At 62.6% G+C, this 26,116-nt stretch carries 26 protein-coding genes; 12 read left to right on the forward strand and 14 right to left on the reverse strand.

Features of this window, described 5'->3' with window-relative positions; translation table 11 throughout:
* The first annotated feature begins 6 nt into the window (after nucleotides 1-6).
* Complete coding sequence (locus J3485_RS06740) at nucleotides 7-3,156, forward strand: error-prone DNA polymerase (protein ID WP_206951744.1); 3,150 nt, start codon at nucleotides 7-9, stop codon at nucleotides 3,154-3,156.
* A gap of 17 nt (nucleotides 3,157-3,173) precedes the next feature.
* Here the strand turns inward: J3485_RS06740 and J3485_RS06745 are convergent, their stop codons facing one another.
* Both J3485_RS06745 and J3485_RS06750 read right to left on the reverse strand, forming a co-directional pair.
* Entirely contained in the window at nucleotides 3,174-4,097 is a 924-nt protein-coding gene (locus tag J3485_RS06745) for a dTDP-4-dehydrorhamnose reductase family protein (protein ID WP_206951745.1), read from the reverse strand.
* 16 nt (nucleotides 4,098-4,113) lie between these two features.
* A complete protein-coding gene (locus J3485_RS06750; protein WP_206951746.1) occupies nucleotides 4,114-4,329 on the reverse strand; it encodes a heavy-metal-associated domain-containing protein in 216 nt (71 codons plus the stop codon).
* A gap of 145 nt (nucleotides 4,330-4,474) precedes the next feature.
* Between J3485_RS06750 and cueR the strand changes: the two genes are divergently transcribed.
* The 3 genes from cueR (at nucleotide 4,475) to J3485_RS06765 (ending at nucleotide 5,870) form a co-directional block, all read left to right on the forward strand.
* Nucleotides 4,475-4,906, forward strand: a complete 432-nt coding sequence (gene cueR / locus J3485_RS06755) for a Cu(I)-responsive transcriptional regulator (protein WP_206951747.1) — start codon at nucleotides 4,475-4,477, stop codon at nucleotides 4,904-4,906.
* Nucleotides 4,907-5,109: 203 nt separating this feature from the next.
* Nucleotides 5,110-5,256, forward strand: a complete 147-nt coding sequence (locus J3485_RS06760) for a DUF3563 family protein (RefSeq protein ID WP_206951748.1) — start codon at nucleotides 5,110-5,112, stop codon at nucleotides 5,254-5,256.
* Between the two features lie 269 nt (nucleotides 5,257-5,525).
* The gene (locus J3485_RS06765) at nucleotides 5,526-5,870 is read left to right on the forward strand and encodes a hypothetical protein (RefSeq protein WP_374192410.1); all 345 of its coding nucleotides are present in this window, start codon (nucleotides 5,526-5,528) and stop codon (nucleotides 5,868-5,870) included.
* A 54-nt stretch (nucleotides 5,871-5,924) separates the two neighbouring features.
* On the opposite strand, the gene J3485_RS06770 is transcribed toward J3485_RS06765, so the two are convergent.
* Both J3485_RS06770 and J3485_RS06775 read right to left on the reverse strand, forming a co-directional pair.
* Nucleotides 5,925-6,770 (reverse strand): 23S rRNA (adenine(2030)-N(6))-methyltransferase RlmJ, encoded by an 846-nt coding sequence (locus tag J3485_RS06770; protein ID WP_206951749.1) that lies wholly within the window; start codon nucleotides 6,768-6,770, stop codon nucleotides 5,925-5,927.
* Nucleotides 6,771-6,945: 175 nt separating this feature from the next.
* Complete coding sequence (locus J3485_RS06775; RefSeq protein WP_206951750.1) at nucleotides 6,946-7,917, reverse strand: potassium channel beta subunit family protein; 972 nt, start codon at nucleotides 7,915-7,917, stop codon at nucleotides 6,946-6,948.
* 195 nt (nucleotides 7,918-8,112) lie between these two features.
* Between J3485_RS06775 and J3485_RS06780 the strand changes: the two genes are divergently transcribed.
* Together J3485_RS06780 and J3485_RS06785 are read left to right on the forward strand one after the other, a co-directional pair.
* The gene (locus J3485_RS06780; protein WP_206951751.1) at nucleotides 8,113-8,910 is read left to right on the forward strand and encodes a 3-hydroxybutyrate dehydrogenase; all 798 of its coding nucleotides are present in this window, start codon (nucleotides 8,113-8,115) and stop codon (nucleotides 8,908-8,910) included.
* Nucleotides 8,911-8,923: 13 nt separating this feature from the next.
* On the forward strand, nucleotides 8,924-10,165 hold the full coding sequence (locus tag J3485_RS06785) for a DUF3734 domain-containing protein (protein WP_206951752.1): 1,242 nt from the start codon (nucleotides 8,924-8,926) through the stop codon (nucleotides 10,163-10,165).
* Between the two features lie 97 nt (nucleotides 10,166-10,262).
* Here the strand turns inward: J3485_RS06785 and J3485_RS06790 are convergent, their stop codons facing one another.
* Entirely contained in the window at nucleotides 10,263-11,462 is a 1,200-nt protein-coding gene (locus tag J3485_RS06790; protein ID WP_206951753.1) for an amino acid aminotransferase, read from the reverse strand.
* A gap of 337 nt (nucleotides 11,463-11,799) precedes the next feature.
* Between J3485_RS06790 and uvrB the strand changes: the two genes are divergently transcribed.
* From uvrB to J3485_RS06815, 5 genes are all read left to right on the forward strand, one after another.
* Nucleotides 11,800-13,890: an excinuclease ABC subunit UvrB gene (gene uvrB / locus J3485_RS06795; protein ID WP_206951754.1), complete on the forward strand. Its 2,091-nt coding sequence runs from the start codon at nucleotides 11,800-11,802 to the stop codon at nucleotides 13,888-13,890.
* A gap of 249 nt (nucleotides 13,891-14,139) precedes the next feature.
* Complete coding sequence (locus tag J3485_RS06800; RefSeq protein ID WP_206951755.1) at nucleotides 14,140-14,688, forward strand: iron transporter; 549 nt, start codon at nucleotides 14,140-14,142, stop codon at nucleotides 14,686-14,688.
* 29 nt (nucleotides 14,689-14,717) lie between these two features.
* Nucleotides 14,718-15,050 carry a cupredoxin domain-containing protein gene (locus J3485_RS06805; RefSeq protein WP_206951756.1) on the forward strand — a complete coding sequence of 111 codons (333 nt, stop codon included), beginning with the start codon at nucleotides 14,718-14,720 and terminating at the stop codon, nucleotides 15,048-15,050.
* 47 nt (nucleotides 15,051-15,097) lie between these two features.
* Nucleotides 15,098-15,940: an FTR1 family iron permease gene (locus tag J3485_RS06810; protein WP_206951757.1), complete on the forward strand. Its 843-nt coding sequence runs from the start codon at nucleotides 15,098-15,100 to the stop codon at nucleotides 15,938-15,940.
* Nucleotides 15,937-17,349, forward strand: coding sequence for a 4Fe-4S binding protein (locus tag J3485_RS06815; protein WP_206951758.1), 1,413 nt, complete (start codon nucleotides 15,937-15,939; stop codon nucleotides 17,347-17,349). The genes J3485_RS06810 and J3485_RS06815 overlap by 4 nt, the downstream gene beginning before the upstream one ends.
* 172 nt (nucleotides 17,350-17,521) lie before the next feature.
* On the opposite strand, the gene hemP is transcribed toward J3485_RS06815, so the two are convergent.
* The 4 genes from hemP to J3485_RS06835 form a co-directional block, all read right to left on the reverse strand.
* Nucleotides 17,522-17,785 (reverse strand): hemin uptake protein HemP, encoded by a 264-nt coding sequence (gene hemP / locus J3485_RS06820; RefSeq protein WP_206951759.1) that lies wholly within the window; start codon nucleotides 17,783-17,785, stop codon nucleotides 17,522-17,524.
* 185 nt (nucleotides 17,786-17,970) lie between these two features.
* Nucleotides 17,971-18,453, reverse strand: coding sequence for an SRPBCC family protein (locus J3485_RS06825; RefSeq protein ID WP_206951760.1), 483 nt, complete (start codon nucleotides 18,451-18,453; stop codon nucleotides 17,971-17,973).
* Between the two features lie 37 nt (nucleotides 18,454-18,490).
* Nucleotides 18,491-18,916: an OsmC family protein gene (locus J3485_RS06830; RefSeq protein WP_206951761.1), complete on the reverse strand. Its 426-nt coding sequence runs from the start codon at nucleotides 18,914-18,916 to the stop codon at nucleotides 18,491-18,493.
* A 164-nt stretch (nucleotides 18,917-19,080) separates the two neighbouring features.
* On the reverse strand, nucleotides 19,081-19,953 hold the full coding sequence (locus J3485_RS06835) for a pirin family protein (protein ID WP_206951762.1): 873 nt from the start codon (nucleotides 19,951-19,953) through the stop codon (nucleotides 19,081-19,083).
* 123 nt (nucleotides 19,954-20,076) lie between these two features.
* Between J3485_RS06835 and J3485_RS06840 the strand changes: the two genes are divergently transcribed.
* On the forward strand, nucleotides 20,077-21,081 hold the full coding sequence (locus J3485_RS06840) for a LysR family transcriptional regulator (protein ID WP_206951763.1): 1,005 nt from the start codon (nucleotides 20,077-20,079) through the stop codon (nucleotides 21,079-21,081).
* 327 nt (nucleotides 21,082-21,408) lie between these two features.
* Here J3485_RS06840 and J3485_RS06845 read toward each other — a convergent pair whose 3' ends face one another.
* From J3485_RS06845 to J3485_RS06865, 5 genes are all read right to left on the reverse strand, one after another.
* The gene (locus J3485_RS06845) at nucleotides 21,409-22,218 is read right to left on the reverse strand and encodes an energy transducer TonB (protein WP_242538505.1); all 810 of its coding nucleotides are present in this window, start codon (nucleotides 22,216-22,218) and stop codon (nucleotides 21,409-21,411) included.
* Between the two features lie 211 nt (nucleotides 22,219-22,429).
* Nucleotides 22,430-22,672 carry a (2Fe-2S)-binding protein gene (locus tag J3485_RS06850; protein ID WP_206951764.1) on the reverse strand — a complete coding sequence of 81 codons (243 nt, stop codon included), beginning with the start codon at nucleotides 22,670-22,672 and terminating at the stop codon, nucleotides 22,430-22,432.
* Between the two features lie 219 nt (nucleotides 22,673-22,891).
* Nucleotides 22,892-23,758 (reverse strand): glutamate racemase, encoded by an 867-nt coding sequence (murI, locus tag J3485_RS06855; protein ID WP_242538694.1) that lies wholly within the window; start codon nucleotides 23,756-23,758, stop codon nucleotides 22,892-22,894.
* Between the two features lie 70 nt (nucleotides 23,759-23,828).
* On the reverse strand, nucleotides 23,829-24,311 hold the full coding sequence (gene bfr, locus J3485_RS06860) for a bacterioferritin (protein ID WP_206951766.1): 483 nt from the start codon (nucleotides 24,309-24,311) through the stop codon (nucleotides 23,829-23,831).
* A gap of 165 nt (nucleotides 24,312-24,476) precedes the next feature.
* A complete protein-coding gene (locus J3485_RS06865; RefSeq protein WP_206951767.1) occupies nucleotides 24,477-26,012 on the reverse strand; it encodes a fumarate hydratase in 1,536 nt (511 codons plus the stop codon).
* Between the last annotated feature and the right edge of the window lie 104 nt (nucleotides 26,013-26,116).

A 26,116-nucleotide genomic window follows, 5' to 3' on the forward strand; every position in this document is an offset into this window, starting at 1 on the left:
TGAGCGATGAGTTCCGGTTTCAATGGGCTGCCGGCGTACGCCGAGCTGTTTTGCTTCTCCAACTTCACGTTCCTGCACGGCGCGTCGCACGCGCAGGAACTCGTCGAGCGTGCGGCGCAGCTCGGCTACGCGGGCATCGCGATGACCGACGAATGCTCGCTCGCGGGCGTCGTGCGCGCGCACGACGCCGCGAAGAAAGTCGGGCTGCCGCTCGTCATCGGTTCGTATTTTCGCTTGTGCCATGCCGACGGTTCGCCGTCGTTCGGGCTCATCTTGCTCGCGCAAAATCGCGAGGGATACGGCAATCTAGCGGAGCTCATCACACTCGCGCGCACGCGCTCGCCGAAGGGCGAGTATCGGTTGACGCCGTACGATCTCTCGCGGCCGGAACCCGAATATGCGTATTTGCGAGGGATGCCCGATTGCTTGGCAATTCTCGTCCCCGATTTCCCGGCCAAGGAAGAGGCGCTTGCCGCGCAACTCGAATGGCTCGACGAAACTTTTCCCGGCCGCGGCTGGGTGGGGCTCGTCCTACATCAGCGGGCGATGGACGACATGCATCGCGGCGCGGTTGAATATGTCGCGCGCCGCCAGGGCATACCGGTCGTCGCGCTCGGCCACGTCGTCATGCACGTGCGCTCGCGCAAGCCGCTGCAAGACACGATGACGGCCATTCGCGTCGGCAAGAGCGTGCACGAATGCGGCTACGAACTCGCGCCGAATGCCGAGCAGCATTTGCGATCGCGTCTGCGCCTCGTCAATCTTTACTCCGGCGAGGCGTTGCACGAGACGATCAATGTCTTGTCCCGCTGTACGTTCTCGCTCAGCGAGCTCCGGTACGAATATCCCGACGAGCTCGTACCCGAAGGATTCACGCCAACTGCCTACTTGCGGAAAGAGACTTACGCGGGTGCATTGAAGCGTTTTCCCGCCGGCATGCCGCACGCGGTGCAGCAGCAGGTGGAGCACGAACTCGCGTTGATTGCCGAGCTGCAGTACGAACCGTATTTCCTGACGGTCTACGACATCGTGCGCTATGCACGCAGTCAAAACATCTTGTGCCAGGGGCGCGGATCGGCCGCCAATTCGGCGGTTTGCTATTGCCTCGGTATTACGGAGGTGGACCCGGCACGCGGCAATATGCTCTTCGAGCGGTTCATCAGCAAGGAACGGGGGGAGCCGCCCGACATCGACGTCGATTTCGAGCATCAGCGGCGCGAGGAGGTCATGCAGTACATCTACGGCAAGTACGGCCGTCATCGCGCGGCGATTGCGGCGGCCGTCTCGACCTATCGTCCGCGTGGCGCACTGCGCGAAACGGGCAAGGCGCTCGGCGTCGATCCGCAGATCGTCGACGCCGTCGCGAAGTCGCATCATTGGTTCGATACGAGCCGCGATTTGCTCGAACGTTTCGAGGAGTCGGGCCTCGATCCCAACCAGCCGCTGATTCAGGCCTGGGCTCGGTTGGCGGCGCAACTGCTGAATTTTCCGCGTCATCTATCGCAGCATTCGGGCGGCTTCGTCATCAGTCGCGGCAAGCTGACGCGGCTCGTGCCGGTGGAGAACGCGGCGATGCCCGATCGTTCCGTCATCCAATGGGACAAAGACGATCTCGAATCATTAGGACTCCTGAAGGTTGACGTTCTGGCGCTCGGCATGTTGTCGGCGATACGGCGCGCGCTCGATTTCGTCTCCGAGCGGCGCGGCGAGCGCTTCATCATGCAGGACGTACCACACGAGGACGCCAAGACGTACGAGATGATTTCGCGTGCCGATACGATCGGCGTCTTCCAGATCGAATCGCGCGCCCAGATGAGCATGCTGCCGCGTTTGCGGCCGCGCGAGTTTTACGATCTCGTGATCGAAGTGGCGATCGTGCGGCCCGGGCCGATCCAAGGGGGCGCCGTGCATCCTTATCTGCGCCGACGCCAGAAGCTCGAGCCCGTCACCTTTCCGAGCAAGGACTTGGAGGTTGCTTTGGGCCGCACGCTCGGTGTGCCGATCTTTCAGGAGCAGGTGATGCAGGTCGCGATCATTGCGGCCGGCTTCAGCCCGGGCGAAGCCGATCAATTGCGGCGTGCGATGGCGGCATGGAAGCGCAAGGGCAATTTGCAGGGGTATTACGATCGCATCGTGAGCGGCATGCTCGAACGTGGGTATGAGCGCAGCTTCGCCGATGCGATCTTCGAGCAAATCAAGGGCTTCGGCGAATATGGCTTTCCCGAGAGCCATGCCGCGAGCTTCGCGCTGCTCGTCTATACGAGTAGTTGGCTCAAGTGCCATGAACCCGAGGCATTTCTTGCCGCGATGCTGAACAGCCAGCCGATGGGGTTTTATTCGTCGTCTCAACTCGTGCAGGATGCGCGCAGGCATGGTGTGAAGGTGTTGCCGGCCGACGTGACCCTCAGCGGATGGGATGCCGCGCTCGAGCCGATCGAAGGCGCGGTGCGCCCGGCCGTGCGCCTCGGTCTATCGCAGTTGCGCGGCATGAAAGAAGACGCGGCCGAGCGTATCGAAAATGCGCGAACCGTCAGGGCGTTCGAGAGCGTGCACGATCTCGCGCACCGCGCGCAGCTCAATCGACACGACCTGCACGTGCTGGCCGATGCGAATGCGTTATCGACGCTCGTCGGCAATCGGCGCGAAGCGCTCTGGCACTCGGCGGCTGCCGTGCCCGAACGGGACATGCTGGCCGCGGCGGCCACCGTGGACGATACGCCCTTGCTCGGTGCGCCGACGGAAGGACAAAACATCGTGGCCGATTACCGCTCGGCAGGGCTGACGCTGCGACGCCATCCGGTTGCGCTGTTGCGCGCGCGTCTACTCGAAAAGCGGCTGATGCCGGCATCGACGCTGAGCGGCTATCGCAACGGCCAACCCGCTCGCGGTTGCGGCATCGTGACGGTTCGCCAGCGGCCGGGCACGGCCAAAGGCGTGATATTCATGACGCTCGAGGACGAAACGGGCAACGTCAACGTCATCATCTGGCCGAGCCTGCTCGAAAAGCAGCGCAAGGAAGTGCTCGGCGCCTCGCTGCTCGCCGTGTACGGCGTGTGGCAGTGCCAGGGGGAAGTGCGCCATCTCGTGGCCAAGCGGCTCGTGGATTTATCGCCTCTTCTCGGCGGCTTGCAATCGGAGAGCAGAAACTTCCACTGAACGTCGAGCCGCGGGCATCAACGCGCTGGCGCTGGTACCGGCGCCGGCGATGCACCGAGCACTTCGGCAAGCGCGATGTCGAACGGCGTGCGCCGGCCGATCCCGAGCGCTTCGAGCCGGCCCGAGTCGAGATGGCAGTCGCGCGGGCGCGGCGTAGCTTCAGCGCTCGCGAACCGAGGAAAAAGACGGGCGTCGACGCTTAGCGCACGTGCGATCCGGGCGGCGATGTCGAACTTCGTCATGGGCTCGTCGCCGGACCAATGCGCGATGCCACAGACGGCTTTGCCTTCGGCGTGCTGCTCGAGCATGCGACGGATCACATAGGCGACGTCGGGCGTGTACGTCGGATAGCGCGTCGCCCAGGCATCCATGGGGGCCGGGTCGGCGCCTGGTGTTGCCGACGCGATGATCGCCGGCACGAGGCTCGTCACGGCCGATTCCGACCATTCCACGACCGGACCGAACAGCAGCGGCAACCGCAGCACGCAGCCAAGTTCGGTCGAATCCGCGAGCGCAATCTCTCCTTCGAGCTTGCTGCGTCCGTACGCGTTCAGTGGACCCGGTCGATCGTCGATGCGATAGGGCGCGGCGCTGCCGTCGAACACGTAGTCGGTCGAGATCGACAGCACCCAAGCGCCGCACTGTCGGGCGGCCGATACGATCGTACGGACCGCGTCGACATTCAATGCGCGCGCGGCTGTTGGGTCTCTTTCGCAAACATCGGGGCGCCGCTCCGCCACCATGATGACGATTGCATCGGGCCTATTTCGGGCGATGAACGATGTGACGGCAGCCGGATCGCGAACGTCGAGCGCGACGGTGCGCCCACCGGCGCGACGATGTGCCGTCGGCACGACGCGCCAGCCGGCACATGTTTCGAGTTCATGGACGAGCGCGCGCCCGAGCAGCCCCGACGCCCCGATAACGGCAACGTTGAACATCGTGATGCGCGGCCGCTCAGGCGTCGACGATCGTGCGGCTGCCTTTTACGGGATAGCCGGCTTCGACGACGGCAGCGCCGAGTCGATCGGCTTTCTCATGCGATTGCACGCGCACGCATCCCTCGTCGAGATTGACCTCCACGTGTGCGCTGGCGTCCAGCGCGCGAATCGCCTTCGTCACCGCGCCCACACAGTGTTGACAGCTCATGCCTTCGACCTGGAGTTCGATCATTGCAAGGTTTCCTCTTGAACAAGGGGTAGAGAGACGTTCGGCCGTACCAGCAGTTTGGGCCGTCCGCCGCCGATGTATTCACGCTAAGCGTATACCTTCCTGTCGTGGGAAGGTATACGCTTTCGGCAGTTGATGGGAGATTGTCATGAATATCGGGGAAGCGGCCCGCGAATCGGGCGTGACGGCCAAAATGATCCGCTACTACGAGAGCGTCGAGTTGCTCGCGCCCAAGGGGCGCACGGACGCCGGGTACCGCGTTTACGGCGGGCAGGAAGTGCATACCCTGCGATTCATTCGCCAGGCACGACACCTCGGTTTTTCGATCGACGACATCCGTAAGCTTCTGGCGCTTTGGCAAGATCGCTCTCGCGCAAGCGCGGAAGTGAAGGCGATCGCACTCCAGCACGTAGCCGATCTCGAGCGTCGCATCGCCGAACTGTCGGAAATGCGCGACACCCTGACCCATCTGGCCGACCATTGTCACGGCGACGCGCGCCCCGACTGCCCGATTCTCGAAGGGCTGGCGGCTGCGAACGACGCCGGTGAAGACGCGCAGAGCCATTGCCGACGGGGCTAAGCGGGCAGTGACGAGAGTGCACCATAAGCGTGCATTCATGTCGTAGTCATGACACTCATGCACCATTCCAAAACGGAATGCCCATCATTCGAGCATTTCACTCGCAATTCGGACCAAGGTCACTATAATCAGGGTTAACCCTTTTACGGGAAATCCCTGAGAAGTGATCCGCCAGGGACGTGCCCCGACCCTTGGAGAACATCATGTTTGCGTACATCCTCGAAAAGCTGAGCAACTGGTTCGAATCCGCTGAGCGCGACCGCCGCGAAGCGTACCTTGCATCGTCGTCGGATATCGTCGACCTCGAGCGCCGCCTGCGCTCGCTCGAAGCACACGGCTACTCGGTCTAAGTTAAGCTGGGCAGCGTCTCGCGGCGCTAGATCGAGCGCCCGCGCGCGTCCGCGCGATGAAGGGCCTGTCGCAAGCCTCGCTTAATTATTGGCGGGGCTTTGTCATATCTGGCCGCCATCGACGGCGCTGGGCGATAGGGCCAAAGCACCCGCGAACCAAGCGCGCCATCTCGACGAATCGGCACGGATGCGACTAGCGCGAATATTCCTACCGCGCTAAGGTACGAGCATTCGCCATGCGCCACCGCGCGCTTTTACGGACGGTTCCCATGGGCCTTTCAGCTTCGCTTCGTTTGCGCACAGCCGTATGCGCGGCGGCCTACCTCGTTCTCATCGGCGTGGCGTCGCGAGCAATGGCCGATGGGCAGCCGCTGGTGCTCGATACGCAGACGGGCATTCACGACGGCCAAAGCGGCTTCGTATTGCAAAATGCCCCGTTATCGCGGGCCGCCATCGTCCCGGCGCAGCAATTGCCGACTCCCGATCAGTCGAACGACGCTACGAGCGGCCAGCCTCCCATCATTGTCGCGCCCTACGTCGCGGTGCCCGGCGCCAAGGGGACCGCGCAGGCTCCCGCGGCCTCATCTAGGATGCCTCCGGCGAATCGGCAGTAGCGCCTTCACCGTTCCGTTCGATATACGCGTTGCGCGCGTTCGCGCTTACATGCCTTAAGCGATGCGTGACTCCAACGTGAATTGCGCCGTCTCGTCCTGGCCCAGCGCATCTACCAAGTAAGGCAACGCTTCTTTCAATGCCGCGGCGAGCGTGTAGGGCGGATTCAGGATGAACATTCCGCTGCCGTACAGCCCAAAGCCGTCGGACGGCGGGCGGCAGACGGTCAGCGTCGCATGCAGCCAGTTCGTCTGCTGTAGCCGTTTCAATTGCTCGGGGAATCGTTGCGATTCGATGCGTGTGACTTGCGGATACCAGATTGCATAAACGCCCGTTGCGAACCGCTTCAGACTTTCTTCGAGGCAACTGATCGTGCGGGCGTAGTCGTGCTTGTCTTCGAATGAAGGGTCGACCAGCACGAGCGCGCGCCGCGGTGGCGGGGGAAGTAGGGCCTTGATGCCTTCGAAGCCGTCTCCCGCGTAGAGCATCGCACGGCGCCCCGCGTCCCGGAAGTTATGGCTCAGTACATCGATTTCCGTGGTGTGCAATTCGAACAACCGCATCCGGTCTTGCTGACGCATCAGGCGCCATGCGAGATATGGCGAGCCGGGGTAATAGTGCAACTGCCCATCGGCATTCAATGCGCCGACCTGCTCGACGTAATCCGCCAGGGCGCCGGGGAGATCGGTGCGCTGCCAAAGCTTCGCAATACCGGTCTCGAATTCCGCCGTCTTGGTCGCGTAGCCTTCGGCCAGCGAATAGACGCCCGCGCCGGCGTGTGTGTCGATGTACCAGTAGGCCTTGTCCTTTTGACCAAGGTAGCGCAACAACTGCACGACGACAGCGTGTTTGAGGACGTCGGCGTGATTGCCTGCGTGAAAGGCGTGACGGTAGCTGAGCATACGGAGAACGGTTCAAGGCTTCATGGCTGCCGCGCGTTTCGCGAGGTGCTGCAGGCGCGGCCATGTTTCGGCCACACCGGCCGCGCCGGCTTGCGCTCGAACGGGCGAACGGGCGAACGGGCGCATATTGTACGGCAGTGCGCGAACCATGCCGCGCGCCGCCGTCATCGCTGTGTCATTGTTCTATGTCGCCGACGATCTCTTCGATCCTTTGCCGAATTTCCGGTGTGATGCGCGCGGCTATTTCCGTCGCTTTCATGTTCTCCCCGATCTGCTCGACCCGGGAGGCGCCGGTAATCACAGTGCTGACATGCGGGTTCTTGAGCACCCAGGCGATCGCCAGTTGGCCTATCGTGCAGCCGAGCTCCTGCGCCACCGTGCCGAGTTGAGCCACGCGTTCGTTCTTGGCGGTGTCGGTTAGCCGTCCGCGCAACCAATCGTAGCCTTCCAACTGCGCCCGGCTGCCCTCGGGTACGCCAGCCCGATACTTACCCGTCAGCAACCCCGATGCGAGCGGGCTCCATGTCGTCAAGCCGAGGCCGATGTCTTCATAGAGCCGCTTGTATTCTTGCTCGACGCGCTTGCGGCAAAACAAGTTGTATTGCGGCTGCTCCATCACTGGCTTGTGCAGATGATGGCGCTCGGCGATTTCGTAAGCGGCGCGGATCTCGTCGGCGCTCCATTCCGAAGTGCCCCAATAAAGCGCCTTGCCGCGCGCGATCATGTCGCTCATCGCCCAGACCGTTTCTTCGAGCGGCGTGTTGGGATCGGCGCGATGGCAAAACACGAGGTCGACGTAATCGAGTTGTAGGCGGGCGAGCGAACTGTCGATCGCGTCGTGCAGGTACTTGCGATTGAGCGTGTGGTACTGATTGGGCGCTTCGCGCAGGCCCCAATAGAATTTCGTCGAAATCACGTAGCTCACGCGCGGCCAAGCGAGCTCCTTGAGCGCATGTCCCATGATTTCTTCGGCTTTGCCGCCTGCGTAAACTTCGGCGTTGTCGAAGAAATTGACGCCCGCGTCCCGCGCTGCGGCGAGTGATTCGCGCGCGGCGTGTCGATCCACTTGGCTGCCGTAAGTCACCCACGAGCCCAGCGATAGCTCGCTGACTTGCAGGCCCGAACGGCCGAGTCGCCGGTAATTCATGTACGTCTCCTTGGTGTCGTGAACAGCCAGAGCTTAATCCGATTTGCGGCAAGTCGCGCTCGCGCCGGCCGTTCGGGCACAATAGCGAAGTCGGTCGCGGTGCGGCACTCGGCCGAAAGGCATATGAAATTCTGCCAGGTTGCGACGCGCCGCGCGCCATGATGTCATTGTCCAACCATGCTTGAGAGGTGACGAATGTCGTCGTTGAATACGAATCTGAACGGGAAGGCCGCGGTCGTGACGGGTGCGGCGAGCGGGATCGGCAAGGAAATCGCGCGTACGCTCGCGGCCCAGGGCGCGGCCGTGGCGATTGCCGATTTGAATCTGGCCGGAGCCCAGGCGGTTGCGGAGCAAATCGTCGCGGAGGGCGGCAAGGCGCTCGGCATCGCCATGGACGTGACGAATGAAGACGCCGTCAATCGCGGCATCGACGAAGTCGCGGCGAAATTCGGTTCCGTCGACATTCTCGTATCGAATGCCGGAATCCAGATCGTCAATCCGATCGAAAACTACAGCTTCTCCGATTGGAAGAAGATGCAGGCCATTCACGTCGACGGTGCCTTCCTCACCACGAAGGCCGCGCTCAAGCACATGTACCAGGGCGATCGCGGCGGCGTGGTCATCTATATGGGCTCGGTGCATTCGCACGAGGCATCGCCGTTGAAGTCCGCCTACGTCGCTGCCAAGCATGCGTTGCTCGGCCTGTCGCGGGTTCTTGCGAAGGAAGGCGCCGCGCACAACGTCCGCTCGCACGTCGTGTGCCCCGGCTTCGTGCGCACGCCGCTCGTCGACAAACAGATCCCCGAGCAGGCGAAGGAGCTCGGCATCACTGAAGAAGAAGTGATCAAGCGTGTCATGCTCGGCCAGACGGTCGATGGCGTGTTCACCACGGTGGAGGATGTCGCGCAGACCGTACTGTTCCTGTGCACGTTCCCGAGTGCCGCGTTGACGGGGCAGTCGTTCCTCGTATCGCACGGCTGGTGCATGATCTAAAGAAGGAGGCGAGATGGGGCAGCGCAATGCTATGCGGCGTGTTCGCGCGGGTGCGACATCCGCGGATACCGGCGGGCAGCACGCGGCAGGGCGAGGGGCCGGCGCCGTACCGCCGGCTGCCTTGCCTCCCTATCAAACGGTGGCGCTCGTCTTGCAAGGCGGCGGGGCGCTCGGCGCATATCAAGCCGGCGTCTACGAGGGCTTGCACGAAGCCGGCATCCTGCCCAATTGGATCGCGGGGATTTCGATCGGCGCGATCAATACCGCGATCATCGCCGGCAACGCGCCGAAGGATCGCGTGTCGAAATTGAAAGCGTTCTGGGACACGGTATGTCAGCCCGCATACGGGTTTCCGTTGCCGCCGGCCGTCGAGCACGCGTTCTTCGATTCGTCTACCCCCGTACGTACCGCCTTTACCACCATGCAGGCACTGAGTGCGCTAGTCGACGGCCAAAGAGGCTTCTTCGTGCCGCGCATGCCGCCGCCTCTGCCGTTTGTTTCAGGTACGCCCGGCACCGCCAGTTGGTACGACACCGCACCGCTCAAGTCGACGCTCGAGCGCTTGTGCGATTTCGACCGGATCAATTCGGGCGAGACACGCGTTTCGATTGCGGCGGTCAATGTCGGCACCGGCAACTTCGCTTATTTCGACAATCAGCATACGAAGCTGCGGGCCGAACATTTCATCGCTTCCGGTTCGCTGCCGCCCGGTTTCGCCGCGACCGAGATCGACGGCGAGTACTACTGGGACGGCGGACTCATGTCCAACACGCCGCTGTCCGAGGTTATCCAAGCTTCTCCGCGTCGCGATACGCTCGCGTTTCAGGTCGATTTGTGGAGCGCGCAGGGTCCCGTGCCGACGAACCTCACGGACGTGCAAGGGCGCATGAAAGACATTCAATACTCGAGCCGCACGCGCCTCGTGACCGACATGATGCAGCACTCGCAGCGCTTCAGACACGTGCTGCGCGAAGTGCTCACGCGCGTTGCGCCCGAGCATCGCGACGATCCGTGGTGCAAGCTGGCCGAGGAGTTGTCGTCCTCGCACCGCTACAACGTGGTCGAGTTGATTTATCGCGACAAGGAATTCGACGGCAACTACAAGGACTACCAGTTCGGTCTGTCGACGATGAACGTGCATTGGAGTAGCGGCTTGCGCGACATCCGCGAGAGCTTGGTGCAACCGGGCTGGCTCGACATGCCCGAGAACGATGCGGGGTTCGTCACCCACGACATCCATCGCGACCGTCGTTAAAGTTCGACGGTGCAAAAAAACGGCGCCCTGAAAAGGGCGCCGCGCCGTGCGTGTCGCACCGCGTAGGCCGCGCATCGCGCGCGACCCGCATGCACCATTACTTCAGCACGTGTGCGATCGCGTTCGCCACCGTTTCGATGTTGCGCGTGTTCAGTGCCGCCACGCAAATGCGGCCCGTGCCCACCGCGTAAATGCCGAACTCTTCGCGAAGGCGATCCACTTGGGCGGAACTCAAGCCCGAGTAGGAGAACATGCCGCGCTGCGCGTTGACGAAGCTGAAGTCGCGCGTCACGCCGGCGCCCTTCAGGCGTTCGACGATACCGTTGCGCATGGCGCGAATGCGCTCGCGCATTTCGCCGAGTTCCTGCTCCCACATCGTGCGCAATGCCGGCGTGCCGAGCACCGTCGCCACGATCGCGCCGCCGTGCGTCGGCGGGTTCGAATAGTTCGTGCGGATCACGCGCTTCAGTTGCGAGAGCACACGCACCGCTTCATCCTTGCTGTCGGCGATGATCGACAGCGCGCCCACGCGCTCGCCGTACAGCGAGAACGACTTCGAGAACGACGACGACACGAACACGTTCAACTCGGCCGCGGCGAACAGGCGCACGGCTGCCGCGTCGGCGTCGATGCCGTCGCCGAAGCCTTGATAGGCGATGTCGAGGAACGGCACGAGGCCGCGTGCCTTGACGACCTCGGCGATCTGCTTCCATTGCGCGTCGCTCAGGTCGACACCGGTCGGGTTGTGGCAGCAAGCGTGCAACACGATGATCGTGCCGGCCGGATAGCTGTTCAGCGCGGCGAGCATCGCCTCGAAATTGACGCCGTGCGTATGCGCGTCGTAGTAGGGGTAGGCGACCACCTCGAAGCCGGCGCTTTCGAACAGTGCACGGTGGTTTTCCCAGCTCGGGTCGCTGATCGCAACCTTCGCATTCGGGTTCACGCGCTTCAGGAAATCGGCGCCGATCTTCAGCGCGCCCGTGCCGCCGAGCGCCTGCGCCGTCACGACGCGGCCCGCGGCGATCAGCGGCGACGTTTCGCCAAGCAGCAGCTTTTGTACGGCGGCATCGTAAGCCGCGATCCCTTCGATCGGCAGGTAGCCGCGCGGCAGCGCTGCATCGACACGCGCTTTTTCCGCCTCGCGAACCGCGCGCAGCAGCGGAATCTTGCCTTCCTCGTTCGTATAGACGCCTACGCCGAGGTTGACTTTGGTCGGGCGTGTATCGGCGTTGAAGGCCTCGTTGAGGCCGAGGATCGGGTCGCGGGGAGCGAGTTCGACAGCGGAGAACAGGGACATGGTGTCTATCGGCGGTAGTAAGAAACGGGCAGGCTCTGCATGCGCCTCGTATCCGCCGGTGAAGCGGGCGGATCGGGAGCCGACGTCTTCGGCTCGGCGGGCGCGAAATACGAGATTGTAACGAATCCCGTCGCCGTGTTCGCGCGCTTTTGCTGCAAGCGTGGCGAATGTGCGTGAACGGTCGTGCATTTTTCGGTGTGTTCGGACCCGAAATTCGGACTCGAACGACGTCCCGACCTGCGGCAGGGGGCGGTTCGCGCCAGGGTGGCGCGACGCTGCCCGCGCGTTCGCGAAACGCTAGAATGGTTGTTTTGTCGGCGAAGGAAGCGCCATTTCCATGTCCGAAGCTCATCCCCATGCCGCTGAAGTCCTCGACGAATCGAAGTTCGTCGAATTCGAGGGCTCGCCGTTTCACCTCTACCAACCGTATCCGCCGGCCGGCGACCAGCCGAGCGCCATCGCGCAGCTCGTCGAGGGCGTCGAGGACGGCTTGTCGTACCAGACGCTGCTCGGCGTAACGGGCTCGGGCAAGACGTTCACGATGGCGAACGTGATTGCCAAGCTCGGGCGGCCCGCCATCGTGTTCGCACCGAACAAGACGCTGGCCGCGCAGCTCTACTCGGAGTTTCGCGAGTTCTTTCCGCGCAACGCGGTCGAGTACTTCGTCTCGTACTACGACTACTATCAGCCGGAAGCCTATGTGCCGCAGCGCGATCTGTTCATCGAGAAAGATTCCTCGATCAACGAGCACATCGAGCAGATGCGCCTGTCCGCCACCAAGAGCTTGATGGAGCGGCGCGACGTGGTGATCGTGGCGACCGTGTCGGCGATTTACGGTATCGGCAACCCGAGCGAATATCACCAAATGATCTTGACGCTGCGCACGGGCGACAAGATCGGCCAGCGCGACGTCATCGCCCGCTTGATTGCGATGCAGTACAACCGCAACGAAGCCGATTTCCAGCGCGGGGCGTTCCGTGTGCGCGGCGATACCATCGACGTGTTTCCGGCCGAGCATGCCGAAATGGCGCTGCGCATCGAGCTGTTCGACGACGAAGTGGAGTCGTTGCAGCTCTTCGATCCACTGACGGGCCGCGTTCGGCAAAAGATCGTGCGCTTCACGGTGTATCCGTCCTCGCACTACGTTACGCCGCGCGAAACGGTCATGCGTGCGGTCGAGACGATCAAGGACGAGTTGCGCGAGCGTCTCGAATTCTTCTACGCCGAAAGCAAACTCGTCGAGGCGCAGCGTCTCGAGCAGCGGACCCGCTTCGATCTCGAGATGCTGCAGGAGCTCGGCTTTTGCAAAGGCATCGAAAACTATTCGCGGCATTTCTCGGGTGCGGCCCCCGGCGAGCCGCCGCCGACGCTCGTCGATTATCTGCCGCCGGACGCGGTCATGCTGCTCGACGAATCGCACGTGCTGATCGGGCAGCTCAACGCGATGTACAACGGCGACCGTTCGCGCAAGGAAAATCTCGTGCAATACGGTTTCCGGCTGCCTTCTGCGCTCGATAACCGGCCGCTCAAGTTTCCCGAGTTCGAACACAAGATGCGCCAAGCCGTTTTCGTCTCGGCCACGCCGGCCGATTACGAGAAAAAGAAGACGGGGCAGGTCGTGGAGCAAGTCGTACGACCGACGGGGCTCGTCGATCCGATCGTGCAAGTGCGCCCGGCACGCACGCAGGTGGACGACGTGCTCAGCGAGATCAACGCGCGCGTGGCCGCGAACGACCGCGTGCTCGTGACGGTGCTGACAAAGCGCATGGCCGAGCAGCTCACGGAGTTCCTCGCCGATCACGGTGTCAAGGTGCGTTATCTGCACAGCGATATCGATACCGTCGAGCGCGTCGAAATCATCCGCGATCTGCGGCTCGGTGCCTTCGATGTATTGGTCGGGATCAACTTGTTGCGCGAGGGTCTCGACATCCCCGAGGTATCGCTCGTGGCGATTCTCGATTCGGACAAGGAAGGCTTTCTGCGCGCGGAGCGCTCGCTGATTCAGACGATCGGCCGAGCGGCGCGCAACGTGAACGGCACGGCGATCCTCTATGCCGACCGGATCACCGATTCGATGCGCCGCGCGATCGACGAGACCGAGCGGCGCCGCGCCAAGCAGATTGCCCACAACGAACGCATGGGCATTACGCCGCGCGGTGTCGTCAAGCGGGTCAAGGACATCATCGACGGTGTCTACAACGCCGACGAAGCGCGTGCGGAATTGAAGGAGATGCAGCAGCGCGCCAAGTTCGAGGACATGTCGGAGAAGGATCTCGCCAAGGAACTCAAACGGCTCGAGAAGCAGATGATGGAGCACGCCAAGAATCTCGAATTCGAAAAGGCGGCCGCGGCGCGCGACCAACTGGCCGTACTGCGCGAGCGTGTGTTCGGGGCGAATGTGGGCGACTCGGTTCCCGGGGCGAATTGAGGGCGGGGCGCGACGCAAGGAATCGGGTGCGCTAAAGGGTCGCTTGGTCCGGGTGGAGTATTCGTGTACACTTATACTTGATTGATAATCGTTCGCATTCGCGTTTGCATTTTCATACGGGCGCGACACAGTCGAAGCGTGAAAAGGCGCGCGGTCGCGTCAATTGTCAATTCACGGCATTTTTTTGCGACATGCGCGATTTGCGCTTCGCCATCCGATATCCAATTAAGGCAAAAAGAGGAGTTTTCGATGCAGCGTTCCACCTGGATTGTGAGCGGCGTGGCAGCCATAGCGGCGATAACCGCGATAGCGGCGTCGGCGGCCGAATATCCGATCGGCAAGGCTCAGGTGCAGGGCGGCATGGAAATCGGCGCGGTTTATCTGCAGCCGATCACGATGGATCCCGAAGGGATGATGCGCAAGGCGTCGGATTCCGATGTCCACCTCGAAGCCGACATCCACGCCGTAAAAAACAATCCGACAGGCTTCGCGGAAGGTGATTGGATGCCTTATCTGCAAGTCCATTACCAATTGACGAAGGTCGGTTCGACGCAGTCGATCAAGGGCGATCTGATGCCCATGGTGGCGAGCGACGGCCCGCACTACGGCGACAACGTCAAGCTGTTCGGGGCTGGCAAATACCATTTGACGCTCGTGGTCGAGCCGCCGATGCAAACGGGTCATATGGCGTTCGGGCGCCATATCGATAAAGAAACGGGCGTCGGTCCGTGGTTCAAGCCGATCACGCTGCAATACGACTTCACGTTCGCCGGCATCGGCAAGAAGGGCGGCTACTAAGTCGCACGGCTCGGTATAGGGGAACAATCATGAAATTGGGTTCGAAGGCCACGCTGGCTTGCCTGCTCGCCGTTGCCGGGATGGCCGCGCACGCCGACGACGCCGTGACGGTCAAGCTCGACATGGCTGACGGCAAGTTGACGCCCGCGCGCATCGAAGTGCCGGCGGGCAAGCGTATTCGGATCGAGGTGAGCAACACCGGCAAGGGTGCGGCGGAATTCGAAAGCGTCGAATTGCGCAAGGAAAAGGTGCTTGCGCCCGGTGCTCAGTCGGTCGTCGTGATTGCGCCCCAAACGCCGGGCGAATACAAGTTCTTCGACGATTTCCACCAGTCGGCGCGAGGCGTCATCGTCGTCAAATAGCGGTTTTTGCTCGCGGTGGTGGAACGCTGCGCGTTCAGGAGTTTGAGATGGGCCAGGTAGTGTTCGTCGTATGGCGCGAAAGCGTCGAGGCTTTGCTCGTCGTGGGCATTCTTTACGCGTGGCTGAAGAATGGCGACACCGATGCGCGGCGAGGTTTGCCGTTTCTGTGGGCGGGCGTGGGCGCCGGGGTGCTGGCAGCCGTCGCGCTCGGCGCGGCGCTCGTCGGCTTCAGCGAAGTGCTGTCGGGCGATGCGGCCGACTACTTCCAGACAGGCATGGTGCTGATCGCGTGCGCGCTGATCGTGCAAATGGTCCTCTGGATGAAGCGGCATGGGCGCACGCTCAAGCGCGACATGGAACGCTCGCTGCAGGATCACACGCGCGACGGCAACGGCTGGGGTGTTGCGATTCTCGTCGCGCTCGCGATCGCGCGCGAGGGCAGCGAAACGGTCATCTTTCTTTACGGGCTCGGCTTCGGACAATCTGGGCGCGTGAGTCAAGCCGACGTGTTCGCAATCGTGCTGGGGCTCGGTCTCGCCTTCCTAACGTTCTACATCCTGCAGCTCGGCGGCCGCGTATTTTCGTGGCGCCGTTTCTTCCGTGTCACGGAAATCATGCTGCTGTTGCTCGGCGCCGGCCTGCTGCAAACCGGGGTCGACAAGCTCATCGATAAAGAGATCTTGCCGCTCGGAATCGCGCAGGTGTGGGATAGCTCCAGGATCCTCGACGATTCGAGCACCGTAGGCTCGATGGTCGCCGCGCTGACCGGCTATCGCGCGCATCCAGCACTGACCAACCTGATCGCCTACGCGCTCTATTGGCTCGTCGTCGGTTGGCTCGCGCGGCGTGCCGGTCGCGCGCCGGCCGCAGCCGCCGGCCGTCCGGCATGAGTACGCCGGCATGTTCCGCCGCCGATCCTAGGCGGCTCGCTCGCGTCGGTGCATGGATGCAGCGCAACGGCGCGAAGATTCGCGCCATCCAGTGGATTGTCGTTGCGGTCTACGCTTTTCTCATCATCGTTCCGGTCTGCTTGCCGTTGCCTGGTGAAAGCGCGCATCTTTGGAACAATCTGACGCTGGCTGCTCAGTTTGTCTTTTGGGGCATCTGGTGGCCGTTCGTGCTGCTCTCGATGGTCTTGCTCGGTCGGGTTTGGTGCGGTGTCCTGTGTCCTGAAGGCGCGCTGGCCGAATTCGCCAGCCGTCATGGTCGAGGGCGTGCGATTCCGCGCTGGATCCGCTGGGGCGGATGGCCGTTCGTCGCATTCGGCCTCACGACGATCTACGGCCAAATGGTCAGCGTCTACCAGTATCCGCGCGCCGTGTTGCTCGTGCTGGGCGGCTCGACGCTGGCAGCGATGGTCATCGGCTTCCTCTATGGTCGTGATAAACGCGTTTGGTGTCGTTACTTGTGTCCCGTGAACGGCGTGTTTTCGCTCTTGTCGCGCCTGGCTCCTTTTCACTATCGAGTCGACGAGGCCGCGTGGCGGCGTTCGTATACGGCGGGAGAGCGCGGGCATCGCGTGATTCCGATCAACTGCGCACCGTTGGTGCCGTTGAGAAACATGAAGGGGGCAGCGTCTTGCCACATGTGCGGCCGCTGCAGCGGCCATCGTGATGCCATCGCCTTGGCCTGGCGCTCGCCCTCGCACGAAGTGGTCAAGCTGGGTCGCGATGCGGCGAACGGCTGGGATACGGCGCTTATTCTGTACGGCCTGCTCGGCATCGCCATCGGTGCGTTTCACTGGACAGCGAGCCCATGGTTTATCGAGATCAAGCAGTTTCTTGCCACCTGGCTGATCGATCACGATTTCACGTGGATGCTCGATAACAATGCGCCGTGGTTCCTCCTCACGCATTACCCCGACCAAAACGACGTGTTTTCCTGGCTCGACGGCACATTGCTGATCGGCTACATCTTGGCGACAGGGTTCGTGTACGGCACAGCGTTGCTGGCGCTCGTAGCCGCGAGTGTCCGTGTGCTCGGCCCGTTCGATCGCGCGCGTTTGCACCATCTCACTCAGGCGCTCATTCCTGTAGCCGGTACGGGGGTGTTCTTGGGATTGTCCGCCACGACCTTGTCGCTGCTTCGCGCCGAGCATGTCCCGCTCGACTGGGCGTCGACGGTGCGCATCGGCGTGCTTGCAGTTGCGAATATGTGGAGCGCATGGCTCGCGTGGCGCGTGACGCGGCAGTACGCATCGCGTGTGGCGGTGCGAGTGAGTGCGATGGGGTTCGTCGTTGCTGCGCTGGCCGTTGTGGACAGCGCCTGGTGGCTAATGTTCTGGGGCTTCGCGCGATAGCACGACGAGGATGGAAACACACGGGGATAGAAAAAGACGGCATGGCTGGCTGCAACGTTGCTCAATCAGGTGCACGCAGGGGTCTAGACTCACGTGCTTGCCTCACGTGCTTGCGTTGCGCTGGCTACTGCCCAACACCTCTCCTGGAGGTGGTCCCCACAATACTCGGTGCTTACTTCGTCAGGATCAGCTTTCCTAGACGCGTGGCGCGCAACTGATACTGCTCGCCGTTGTGTTCGATAAATATGCGATTGCGCCCTTGCAGCAAGTGAGCGCTCGATAGCGTGTGATCGGCGGTGTCATCGATGTTTTCGCGTCGCGTAAGGCCGTGCGGAGTGACCAAGGCAGCCGTTGATGTGTCTTTCGAGCGCGAGCGGGCCACGGTGTTCGATGATGCTCTCAACGTGAGCGTAGGGTGGCGCGTGGGTTCACTCATGTTTGGCTTGGGGCATCGGTTGTTCGATTCGATAACAAGAACTATAAATGAGAATCATTATCGATTGTAAAAAACAAATTCATCGAGATAGGGCGTTGATAGGGCGCAACCATCAACGAGCCGATGGCCGCGTCCCTAGTGCTTCCTACTCTTCTCGCGTATAGCGTCGCGGTGCGGATGTCCGTTCAGTGGAGCGGCTGCGGCCGCTTCGGATCGCGCGCATATTCCCGGATGAGACGCACGGTATCGATGTCGGCCTCACGGTACGCCGATTTCACGATCTCGTTCGTCTGGCGGGCGTCTTCGCTGTCAGGTGTCGGTAGCGTCGTTGCATACTCGAATCGCAGAAAAAGCTGCAAGGCGTCGGGCTGCTCGATCGTCATCGTGAGCGAGCCACCGACGTACGCCTCGGTGGCGAGGATGTCGTAGCGCACGCTTTCTCCGGGCGTCAGCGTCACCCGATCGCGTACCGTCGCATGGCCGTAGTGTAATTCGCGCTCGAGCGTGTTCGTCGTGCGCGAGAGGATCGTGCAGCTATCGAGGCCCAACACGAAAAGCTGCGGTTGCTCGGCGCGCAGCACGAGACCTTCCCACAGTTGGTCGCGCGTGAGTGTCTCCGCGAGCGGGTTCAGCGGATCGTTGACTTGGACGAGGTGTTCAAAATTCAAGGGCGTTCCTTCGGCTTCAAACGCAGCGGTCGGGGGTTCACGCTTCGTCGGGCGTGGCGGGCAACGTCGCGACGAGCCCGGTGTTGATGGCGATCGGGCGCGTCAGTATCTTGTGGACGGGACACGCATTGGCGACCTGCAGCAACCGCTCGCGTTGTTCGTCCGTCAACTCGCCGTGCAAGACGATCTTGCGGTCGATCGTCGAGCCTTGATCGCCGGCACGCATCGAGAGCGACACTTGCACGTCCTCGAGTGGCCAGCCCTTGCGCTGCGCATACATTTTCAACGTAATGGACGTGCATGCACCCAATCCAGAAAGCAAAAGCGATACCGGGGTGGGGGCGCGGTCACCGCCGCCGAGCGACTCGGGCTCGTCGGCGTGCCACAAATGATGGGCGCCGTCGTCGAACGTGACTTGGTAGTGGGTGGCGCCGATGGTTGCGGTGACAACGCGCTCGCTCATGCCTGTCCTCCTGGTTGTGGCGCTGGCCCGCCCGTCAGTGCCGCTAAGGGGGCGGTGCGAACTCTACCAGCGAGAGCGGCTATTGTGACGCAATTCACCGGCGTCCGCGCTCAGCGCGCGCCACATGCCGGCATGTGGCGGCATGCGGCGGTTCCATCGATCGTTCAGTGAGCGATTTCGCCCATCCGCCCCGCTTGATAGTCGACGATGGCTTGGCGGATCTCGTCTTCGGTGTTCATCACGAACGGGCCGTGGCGTACGACCGGCTCATTCAACGGCGCACCGCCGATCAGCAGGACGTCGAGCGGTTCCGAGCCGGCCGTCAGTGCGACCGCATCGGCATCGTCGCTGAAAATCACCATGTGTTGCGCACCGATTTCGCGCTGCTCGTCGCCGTATCGTCCCGTTCCGCTCAGAGCATAGGCGAATACGCGATAGGCGCGCGGTACGGGTTGAACGATCGATGCGCCTGCCTCGAGCGTGAAGTGCTGATAGAGAATCGGCGTGTGAGTTTCGATCGCGGCCCTGACGCCGAGCGCTTCGCCCGCGATGACTTTGACGCGCACGGTGCCGTCGCTCGTCGTGGCCGTCGGAATGCGTTGCGACGGAATTTCCTGGTAGCGCGGCGCGATCATCTTGTCGCGACGCGGCAGATTTACCCAGAGTTGAAACCCGTGCACGCGGCCACCGGCGCGCGCGAACGCGGGATCGGGCATTTCGCTGTGCACGACGCCTGCGCCGGCCGTCATCCATTGCACGTCGCCGGGTCCGAGCACGCCGCAATGGCCGGCCGAGTCTTTATGCGCGAAGCTGCCTTCGAGCATGTAGGTCACGGTTTCGAAGCCGCGATGCGGGTGGTCCGGTGCGCCTTTGGCTTCGCCCGGGGCGTAATCGACGGGGCCCATTTCGTCGAGCAGCAAAAACGGATCGAAGTCCATTAACATTCGGGTCGGGAAGGGCCGATGAACGATGAAGCCGCCGCCTTCCACTGTGCGGATGGCGGGGATCGTATGGCGAATCGTGCGGGATTGGGTCATGAAAAATACCTCGGAAGGACGCTTGCGCGTCGCGTCAATATGTGAGGTCTATTATATGGACGGGCTCCCGCTCCTTTTAGCCGTGGCCCGAGCAATGGATTGTCCTATCGCTGGAACGATGACATGCAACTCGATTCGCAGAATCTCAATGATTTGATGTACTTCGCGCAAGTCGTCGAACACGGCGGGTTTTCGGCTGCCGAGCGCGTGCTTGGCGTATCGAAGTCGCGACTGTCGCGGCGGGTCGCCGAGCTCGAAGCATCGCTCGGCGTACGGTTGTTGCAGCGCTCGACACGCAAGCTCGTGTTGACCGAAGCCGGCGAGCGCTTCTTCCGGCATTGCCAATTGATGCTGTCCGAAGCGCAGGCCGCGATGAATGCCGTGCAAGAGTTGCGCTCCGCACCGCGCGGCACCGTGCGCGTGAGTGTGCCAGTGACGATATCGCAGACGATCCTTTCGGGCATCCTCTCCGAATTCCTGTTGCGGTTTCCCGAAGTACGCATCTCGATCCGTGTGACCAATCGCGTCATCGATCTCTACGAGGATTCGATCGACGTCGCCTTGCGCGTCCGCTCCGATCCGCCCGAGAACGCGAACATCGTCGTGCGTCCGCTGTGGCGCACGCAGCAGATGCTCGTGGGCGCGCCGAGCCTGCTCAGCCAGAATGCACCGCCTGTTTCGCCCGCGGATCTCGCACGTTTCGACACGCTCGACACGCCGAGCGCCGACAGCCGACACGCTTTTCATCTGATTGCGCCGGATGGGCGGCGACACATTCACGAACACGAGCCGCGTCTCGTGACGGCTGACTTGTCGACGCTGCGCGAAGCGGTGCTCGCAGGTGTCGGGATCGCCGCGCTGCCCGAAATGATGTACGGCGCCGCATTGCGTACGGGACAGCTCTCGCCCGTCATGCCGGGCTGGACGTTGCCGGCGCCGCAACTATCCGCTGCGTTCGTATCGCGTCAGGGTATGGTGCCGGCGGTGCGTGCGTTCGTCGATTTTCTCGTCGAGAAGCTCGATGAGGCCAAGCACACGATGCTCGAATGCCCGACGAGCGAGCAGGTGAGGGCCGCGCAATTGGCGAATATGGCGGCGCTTGTCGCGGTGGATGGCCCGGCACGTTGATGCAGCGAGGCGAGGCGAATCGTTTTTGTCATTTAAGCCGCGTCGACGATCGGTAGTTTCAATGGCCGGCGGCTTGAAGCGTCGAGCGCTGGGGCCTATAGTGAAGTGCCTTTCGCGTTGGGGCGTCCAATGCGAAACCAGACGGCTGCTCTTATAGCAAGCCGGATAGGGCAGACCGCGTGGTCCGTGCAGGGCACGGCGATCGCATGCGGTGCTCGAACCAGTCCGATGGTATGCGAGCCCGCCGCCCGAAGGCGCCGCGTGCGCACGAAAAAAGGCCCTCATCGCCCGATGAGGGCCTTTTACTATGGGTTTTCGTGGTGCTCGTCAGTCGTCGAGCCCGAACGTGAATGCTTGCGTGTAGAACACGCGGATGGGCGAGCCGTTTTCGAGGTACGGCTGGCAGGTGCTTGAGCGCAGTGCTTCGACGGCGGCGTCGTCGAGACGCGAAAAGCCGCTGCTCTTGACGAGCGAGACTGATTCGATGCCACCGGTCGTGCCGATGATGAACCGCACGGTTGCCGTTCCCGTTTCGCCGCGCCGTTTAGATAACTCCGGATAGGCGGGTTTGGTGATGCGGCAGTCGGCATGCTCGACATGCTTTGGCGCGGCGAGCGCGATTGTTTCGCGTGTGGCGGGCGCCTTGGCGGAGGACGCGATTGCGGCTGAGGCGGTTGCTGGCTGTGCTACGGCGTTTGGCGAACTCGCCGGCGGTTGACTCGACTGATTCGGCGATGCCGCGGTGGAGACGATTGAGCGGGCTGCGGCCGTGGGTGTGGGTGTGGGTGTTGTTGCCGTGGCCGTGGCCGCGGGCGGCCGGGCGGCGCTCGGCTTCGGCGCATGCCCCGCCCTTGCTTGTGGCCGGTGAAGCTCGGTAGGCGCGTGTGCGACTTTCTGCTGCTGCGTCGATTGCACGGCCACGGGTGTCGCATCGGGTTCCGGCTGCAGCAACTGTGCAATGATCGCCGTAGACTGAATGGCGCGCGGCGCTGGCGTACGCGCGGTAGCGACGAATACGGCAATCAGGGCCGCATGGGCGAGCGCTACACAGAAGAAAGCGGCGAGGATGCGCGAGTGCGGCATGGAGAACGGTGCTGCCGGCCCGATGCCGGTCGCAGCGAAAGACGAGGCTCGCATCTTAGCGCGAGCGAAACGCGCCGCCGCGGGCGCCGTGCATTAAGCAATGCCGCTTCATGTGCGACAGACCAACAAAGAAATGAACAACGTCGCAACAAAACCGATAAGCAATTCCATCTCGGGCTCCTAGAGCAAGACGAGCGGCTGCTGGCTGTAGCGAATTGGCGTGCAGACGAGAAAACGGGAAGAAGAGAGGGGGACGACGCCGCGCTTATGCGGCCTTGCGCTCGTAAAACGTCACATGCATCGGTTGGGACGGTGCGCGCCGCTCGACACCGCATTCGGTCTCGCACAGACCGCACTGCGCCATGACTTCACGCGCGGACGGCTCACATTTGCCGCAGCAGGTGCCGATGCCGAGCTCGAACTGAAGCGCTTCGAACGTGTCGGCACCTTCCGCGATGGCAGCACGGATTTTACGGTCGGAAACGGACTTGCACACGCAAACGATCATGGCTGAGGCGGCGACAAAACGTTAATGCGAACTATTATCATTACGTTTCGTGCGCTTGGCAAGCAGGTCGTCCGATTTTTTGTAACAAGCGATTGTTGGCGACGCGTTTAGGGGATCGCGCCCTGATTGGTTGGGAAGCGGCCCATGCGGGTGCGCGCGCCGCTCCAGCGGGTGTGCCAGCGTTTCCCTGATTCGGTGGATATTGCTAGCGCGAGTTGCTCAAGCGGCGTGCGAGCGGTCCGACGCATCGCCGGGTGCGATGATCGACACCTGCTCGACCGGGACGTCGAGGCCGAGCAGGGTAGAGGCGAGCCGGCGCATGTGCATGCCTTCGTCTGTCGAAAAAAGCCGCGGTGGGGCGGCGCACTGCCGGCTCACCGGCGCAAGCAGGCCGTTCGCTTCGAGCACGCGCTCGAGTTGCCGCGCGATCGCTACGCTCGTATCGATGAGCGCGAGTCGCGCCCCCGCAATGTCGCGGATCGCGGCATCGAGGAACGGGTAGTGCGTGCAGCCTAGAACCAGCGTGTCGGCGCCGGCGGCGAGCATGGGCTCGATATAGTGCGCGAGCAGGGCGCGTACCTCGGGCGTATCGATTTCACACCGCTCGACGGCCTCCACGAGGCCGTGCCCCGGTTGGCAGATGAAGTGGCAGTCGGCCGCATGGCGCTCGATCAGCGATCGGAAGCGTTCGCTACGAAGGGTGACTTGCGTGGCGAGCACGCCCGCAACGCGCGACTTGGATTGACTCGCCGCAGGCTTGATGCCGGGTTCCACGCCGATGATCGGCATGGCCAGCCGCCCACGCGCGAGGGCGATCGATTCGGCCGTCGCCGTATTGCACGCGACGACGAGCGCTTTGGCCCCTTGCGAGGCGAGCCACTCGCCGATCGCGAGCGTGCGCTCGGAGATGAACTCGTTGTCGCGCATCCCGTAGGGTGCGTGCAGCGAATCGGCGACGTACAGCAATGCCTCGTGCGGCAACTGCGCACGGATGGCGCGCAGCACCGACAACCCGCCGAGCCCGGAATCGAAGATGCCGATGGGTGCCGGATTGTGCGGCGACGCAAAGGGCTCCGGCAACGGCATGGCGTTGCGCGAGGACGCATCGTTCGGTACGGTCATGGCCGGCGTGGTGCGGGCAGGTGGCGTCGGACGATCAGGACTCGGAGGGCGCGCCCATTGCCGACTGCTGGTAGTTTTGGATGCCGACCTTGTCGATGAGATCGAGCTGTGTTTCGAGCCAGTCGATGTGCTCTTCCGTATCGTCGAGGATCGTCGAAAAAATGCCGCGCGAAACGAAATCGCGCGCCGATTCGCAATAGGCGATCGCCTCTTTGCAGGTCGCTTGCGAGCCTTGCTCGAGCTTCAGATCGCACTCGAGGATTTCCTTCGTTTCCTCGCCGATCAACAGCTTGTGCAAATCTTGCAAATTGGGCAGGCCGTCGAGCATGAAAATGCGCTCGATCAGCATGTCGGCGTGCTTCATTTCGCCGATCGACTCGTCATACTCGTGCTTGCCGAGCTTATCGAGCCCCCAATGCTTGTACATCCGCGCGTGCAGGAAGTACTGGTTGATCGCCGTGAGCTCGTTCTTGAGCTGCGCGTTCAAATATTCGATGACCTTCTTGTCGCCTTGCATCGTGGCTCCTTCTTGGTGGGGCTAGTGAAGGCAAACGATAAACGCTGAGTCGGCAAAAGCCAAGGCTTTGCGCCCGATGTCAGCCGTTCGGTCGATGCCCCCATCGAAAAAGCCGGGCACGCTGGCCCGGCTTTCATCAATACACGCTACGCGCGTAGTGCGCAATTACGCCGTCACGACGGGCAGCTTGCCGATCTTGGCTTGCCATTCCTTGGGCCCAGTCTGATGGACCGACGTACCCGTCGAATCGACGGCGACGGTCACCGGCATGTCGAACACGTCGAATTCGTAGATCGCTTCCATGCCCAGATCTTCGAACGCGAGCACCTTCGCGCCGCGGATCGCCTTCGAAACGAGATAGGCGGCGCCGCCGACGGCCATCAAGTAAGCCGCCTTGTGCTTCTTGATCGCGTCGATCGCCACGGGGCCGCGCTCGGCCTTGCCGATCATCGAAATGAGACCCGTTTGCGCGAGCATCGTTTCCGTGAACTTATCCATGCGGGTGGCCGTGGTCGGACCGGCCGGCCCCACGACTTCCTCGCGCACCGGATCGACGGGGCCGACGTAATAGATCACACGGTTCGTGAAGTCGACGGGCAGCTTCTCGCCTTTGGCGAGCATATCGGCGATGCGCTTGTGCGCCGCGTCGCGGCCCGTCAGCATCTTGCCCGACAGCAGCAGCGTCTGGCCCGGCTTCCAGCTTGCGACTTCCTCGGGCGTGAGCGTGTTCAAGTCGACGCGCTTGCTGGTTTCGGTATTGGGCTCCCACTGCACCTTCGGCCACGCATCGAGCGAGGGCGCTTCGAGATGGGCCGCGCCCGTGCCGTCCAGCGTGAAGTGCGCATGACGCGTTGCCGCGCAGTTCGGGATGATCGCGATCGGCTTGGAGGCCGCATGCGTCGGCGCGGCCATGATCTTGACGTCGAGCACGGTGGCAAGGCCGCCGAGCCCTTGCGCGCCGATCCCGAGCGCGTTCACTTTCTCGTGCAACTCGATGCGCAACGCTTCGACCCAGTCGCGCGGGCCACGGGCGATGATGTCCTGGATGTCGATCGACTCCATCAGCGATTCCTTCGCCATCAGCATCGCCTTCTCGGCGGTGCCGCCGATGCCGATGCCGAGCATGCCTGGCGGGCACCAGCCAGCGCCCATTGTCGGCACGGTCTTCAGCACCCAATCGACGATCGAGTCGGACGGATTGAGCATCGCGAACTTCGATTTGTTTTCGGAGCCGCCGCCCTTGGCCGCGACCTGCACGTCGACCTTGTCGCCCGGCACGATCTCGTAGTGGATGACGGCCGGCGTGTTGTCCTTCGTGTTCTTGCGGGCGCCTTCGGGCGGGCTCACGATGGATGCGCGCAGCACGTTGTCGGGATTCAGATAGCCGCGACGCACGCCTTCATTGACCATGTCGGTGACGCCCATCGTCGCCGGGCCGCTTTCGCTGCCCCAGCGCACGTCCATGCCGATCTTCAGGAAGATCGTGACGATGCCCGTGTCCTGACAAATGGGGCGGCGGCCTTCGGCGCACATGCGGCTGTTCGTCAGGATTTGCGCGATTGCGTCTTTGGCGGCCGGGCTTTGCTCGAGCTCGTACGCGCGGCCGAGTGCCTGAATGTAGTCGAGCGGATGGTAGTAGCTGATGTACTGCAGCGCGTCGGCGACGCTCTGGATGAGGTCTTCCTGTTTGATGACTGTCATGGCTGAGTGCTGTGGGGACGGGACGGGGCGGCAAGTCGAACAACGATCACGAGCGCGCCTTCCTTTAAATTAAAGCGCGCAAAAAAATCGCGCTATTGTACCGC

Source organism: Trinickia acidisoli, assembly GCF_017315725.1.
GTDB lineage: Bacteria > Pseudomonadota > Gammaproteobacteria > Burkholderiales > Burkholderiaceae > Trinickia > Trinickia acidisoli.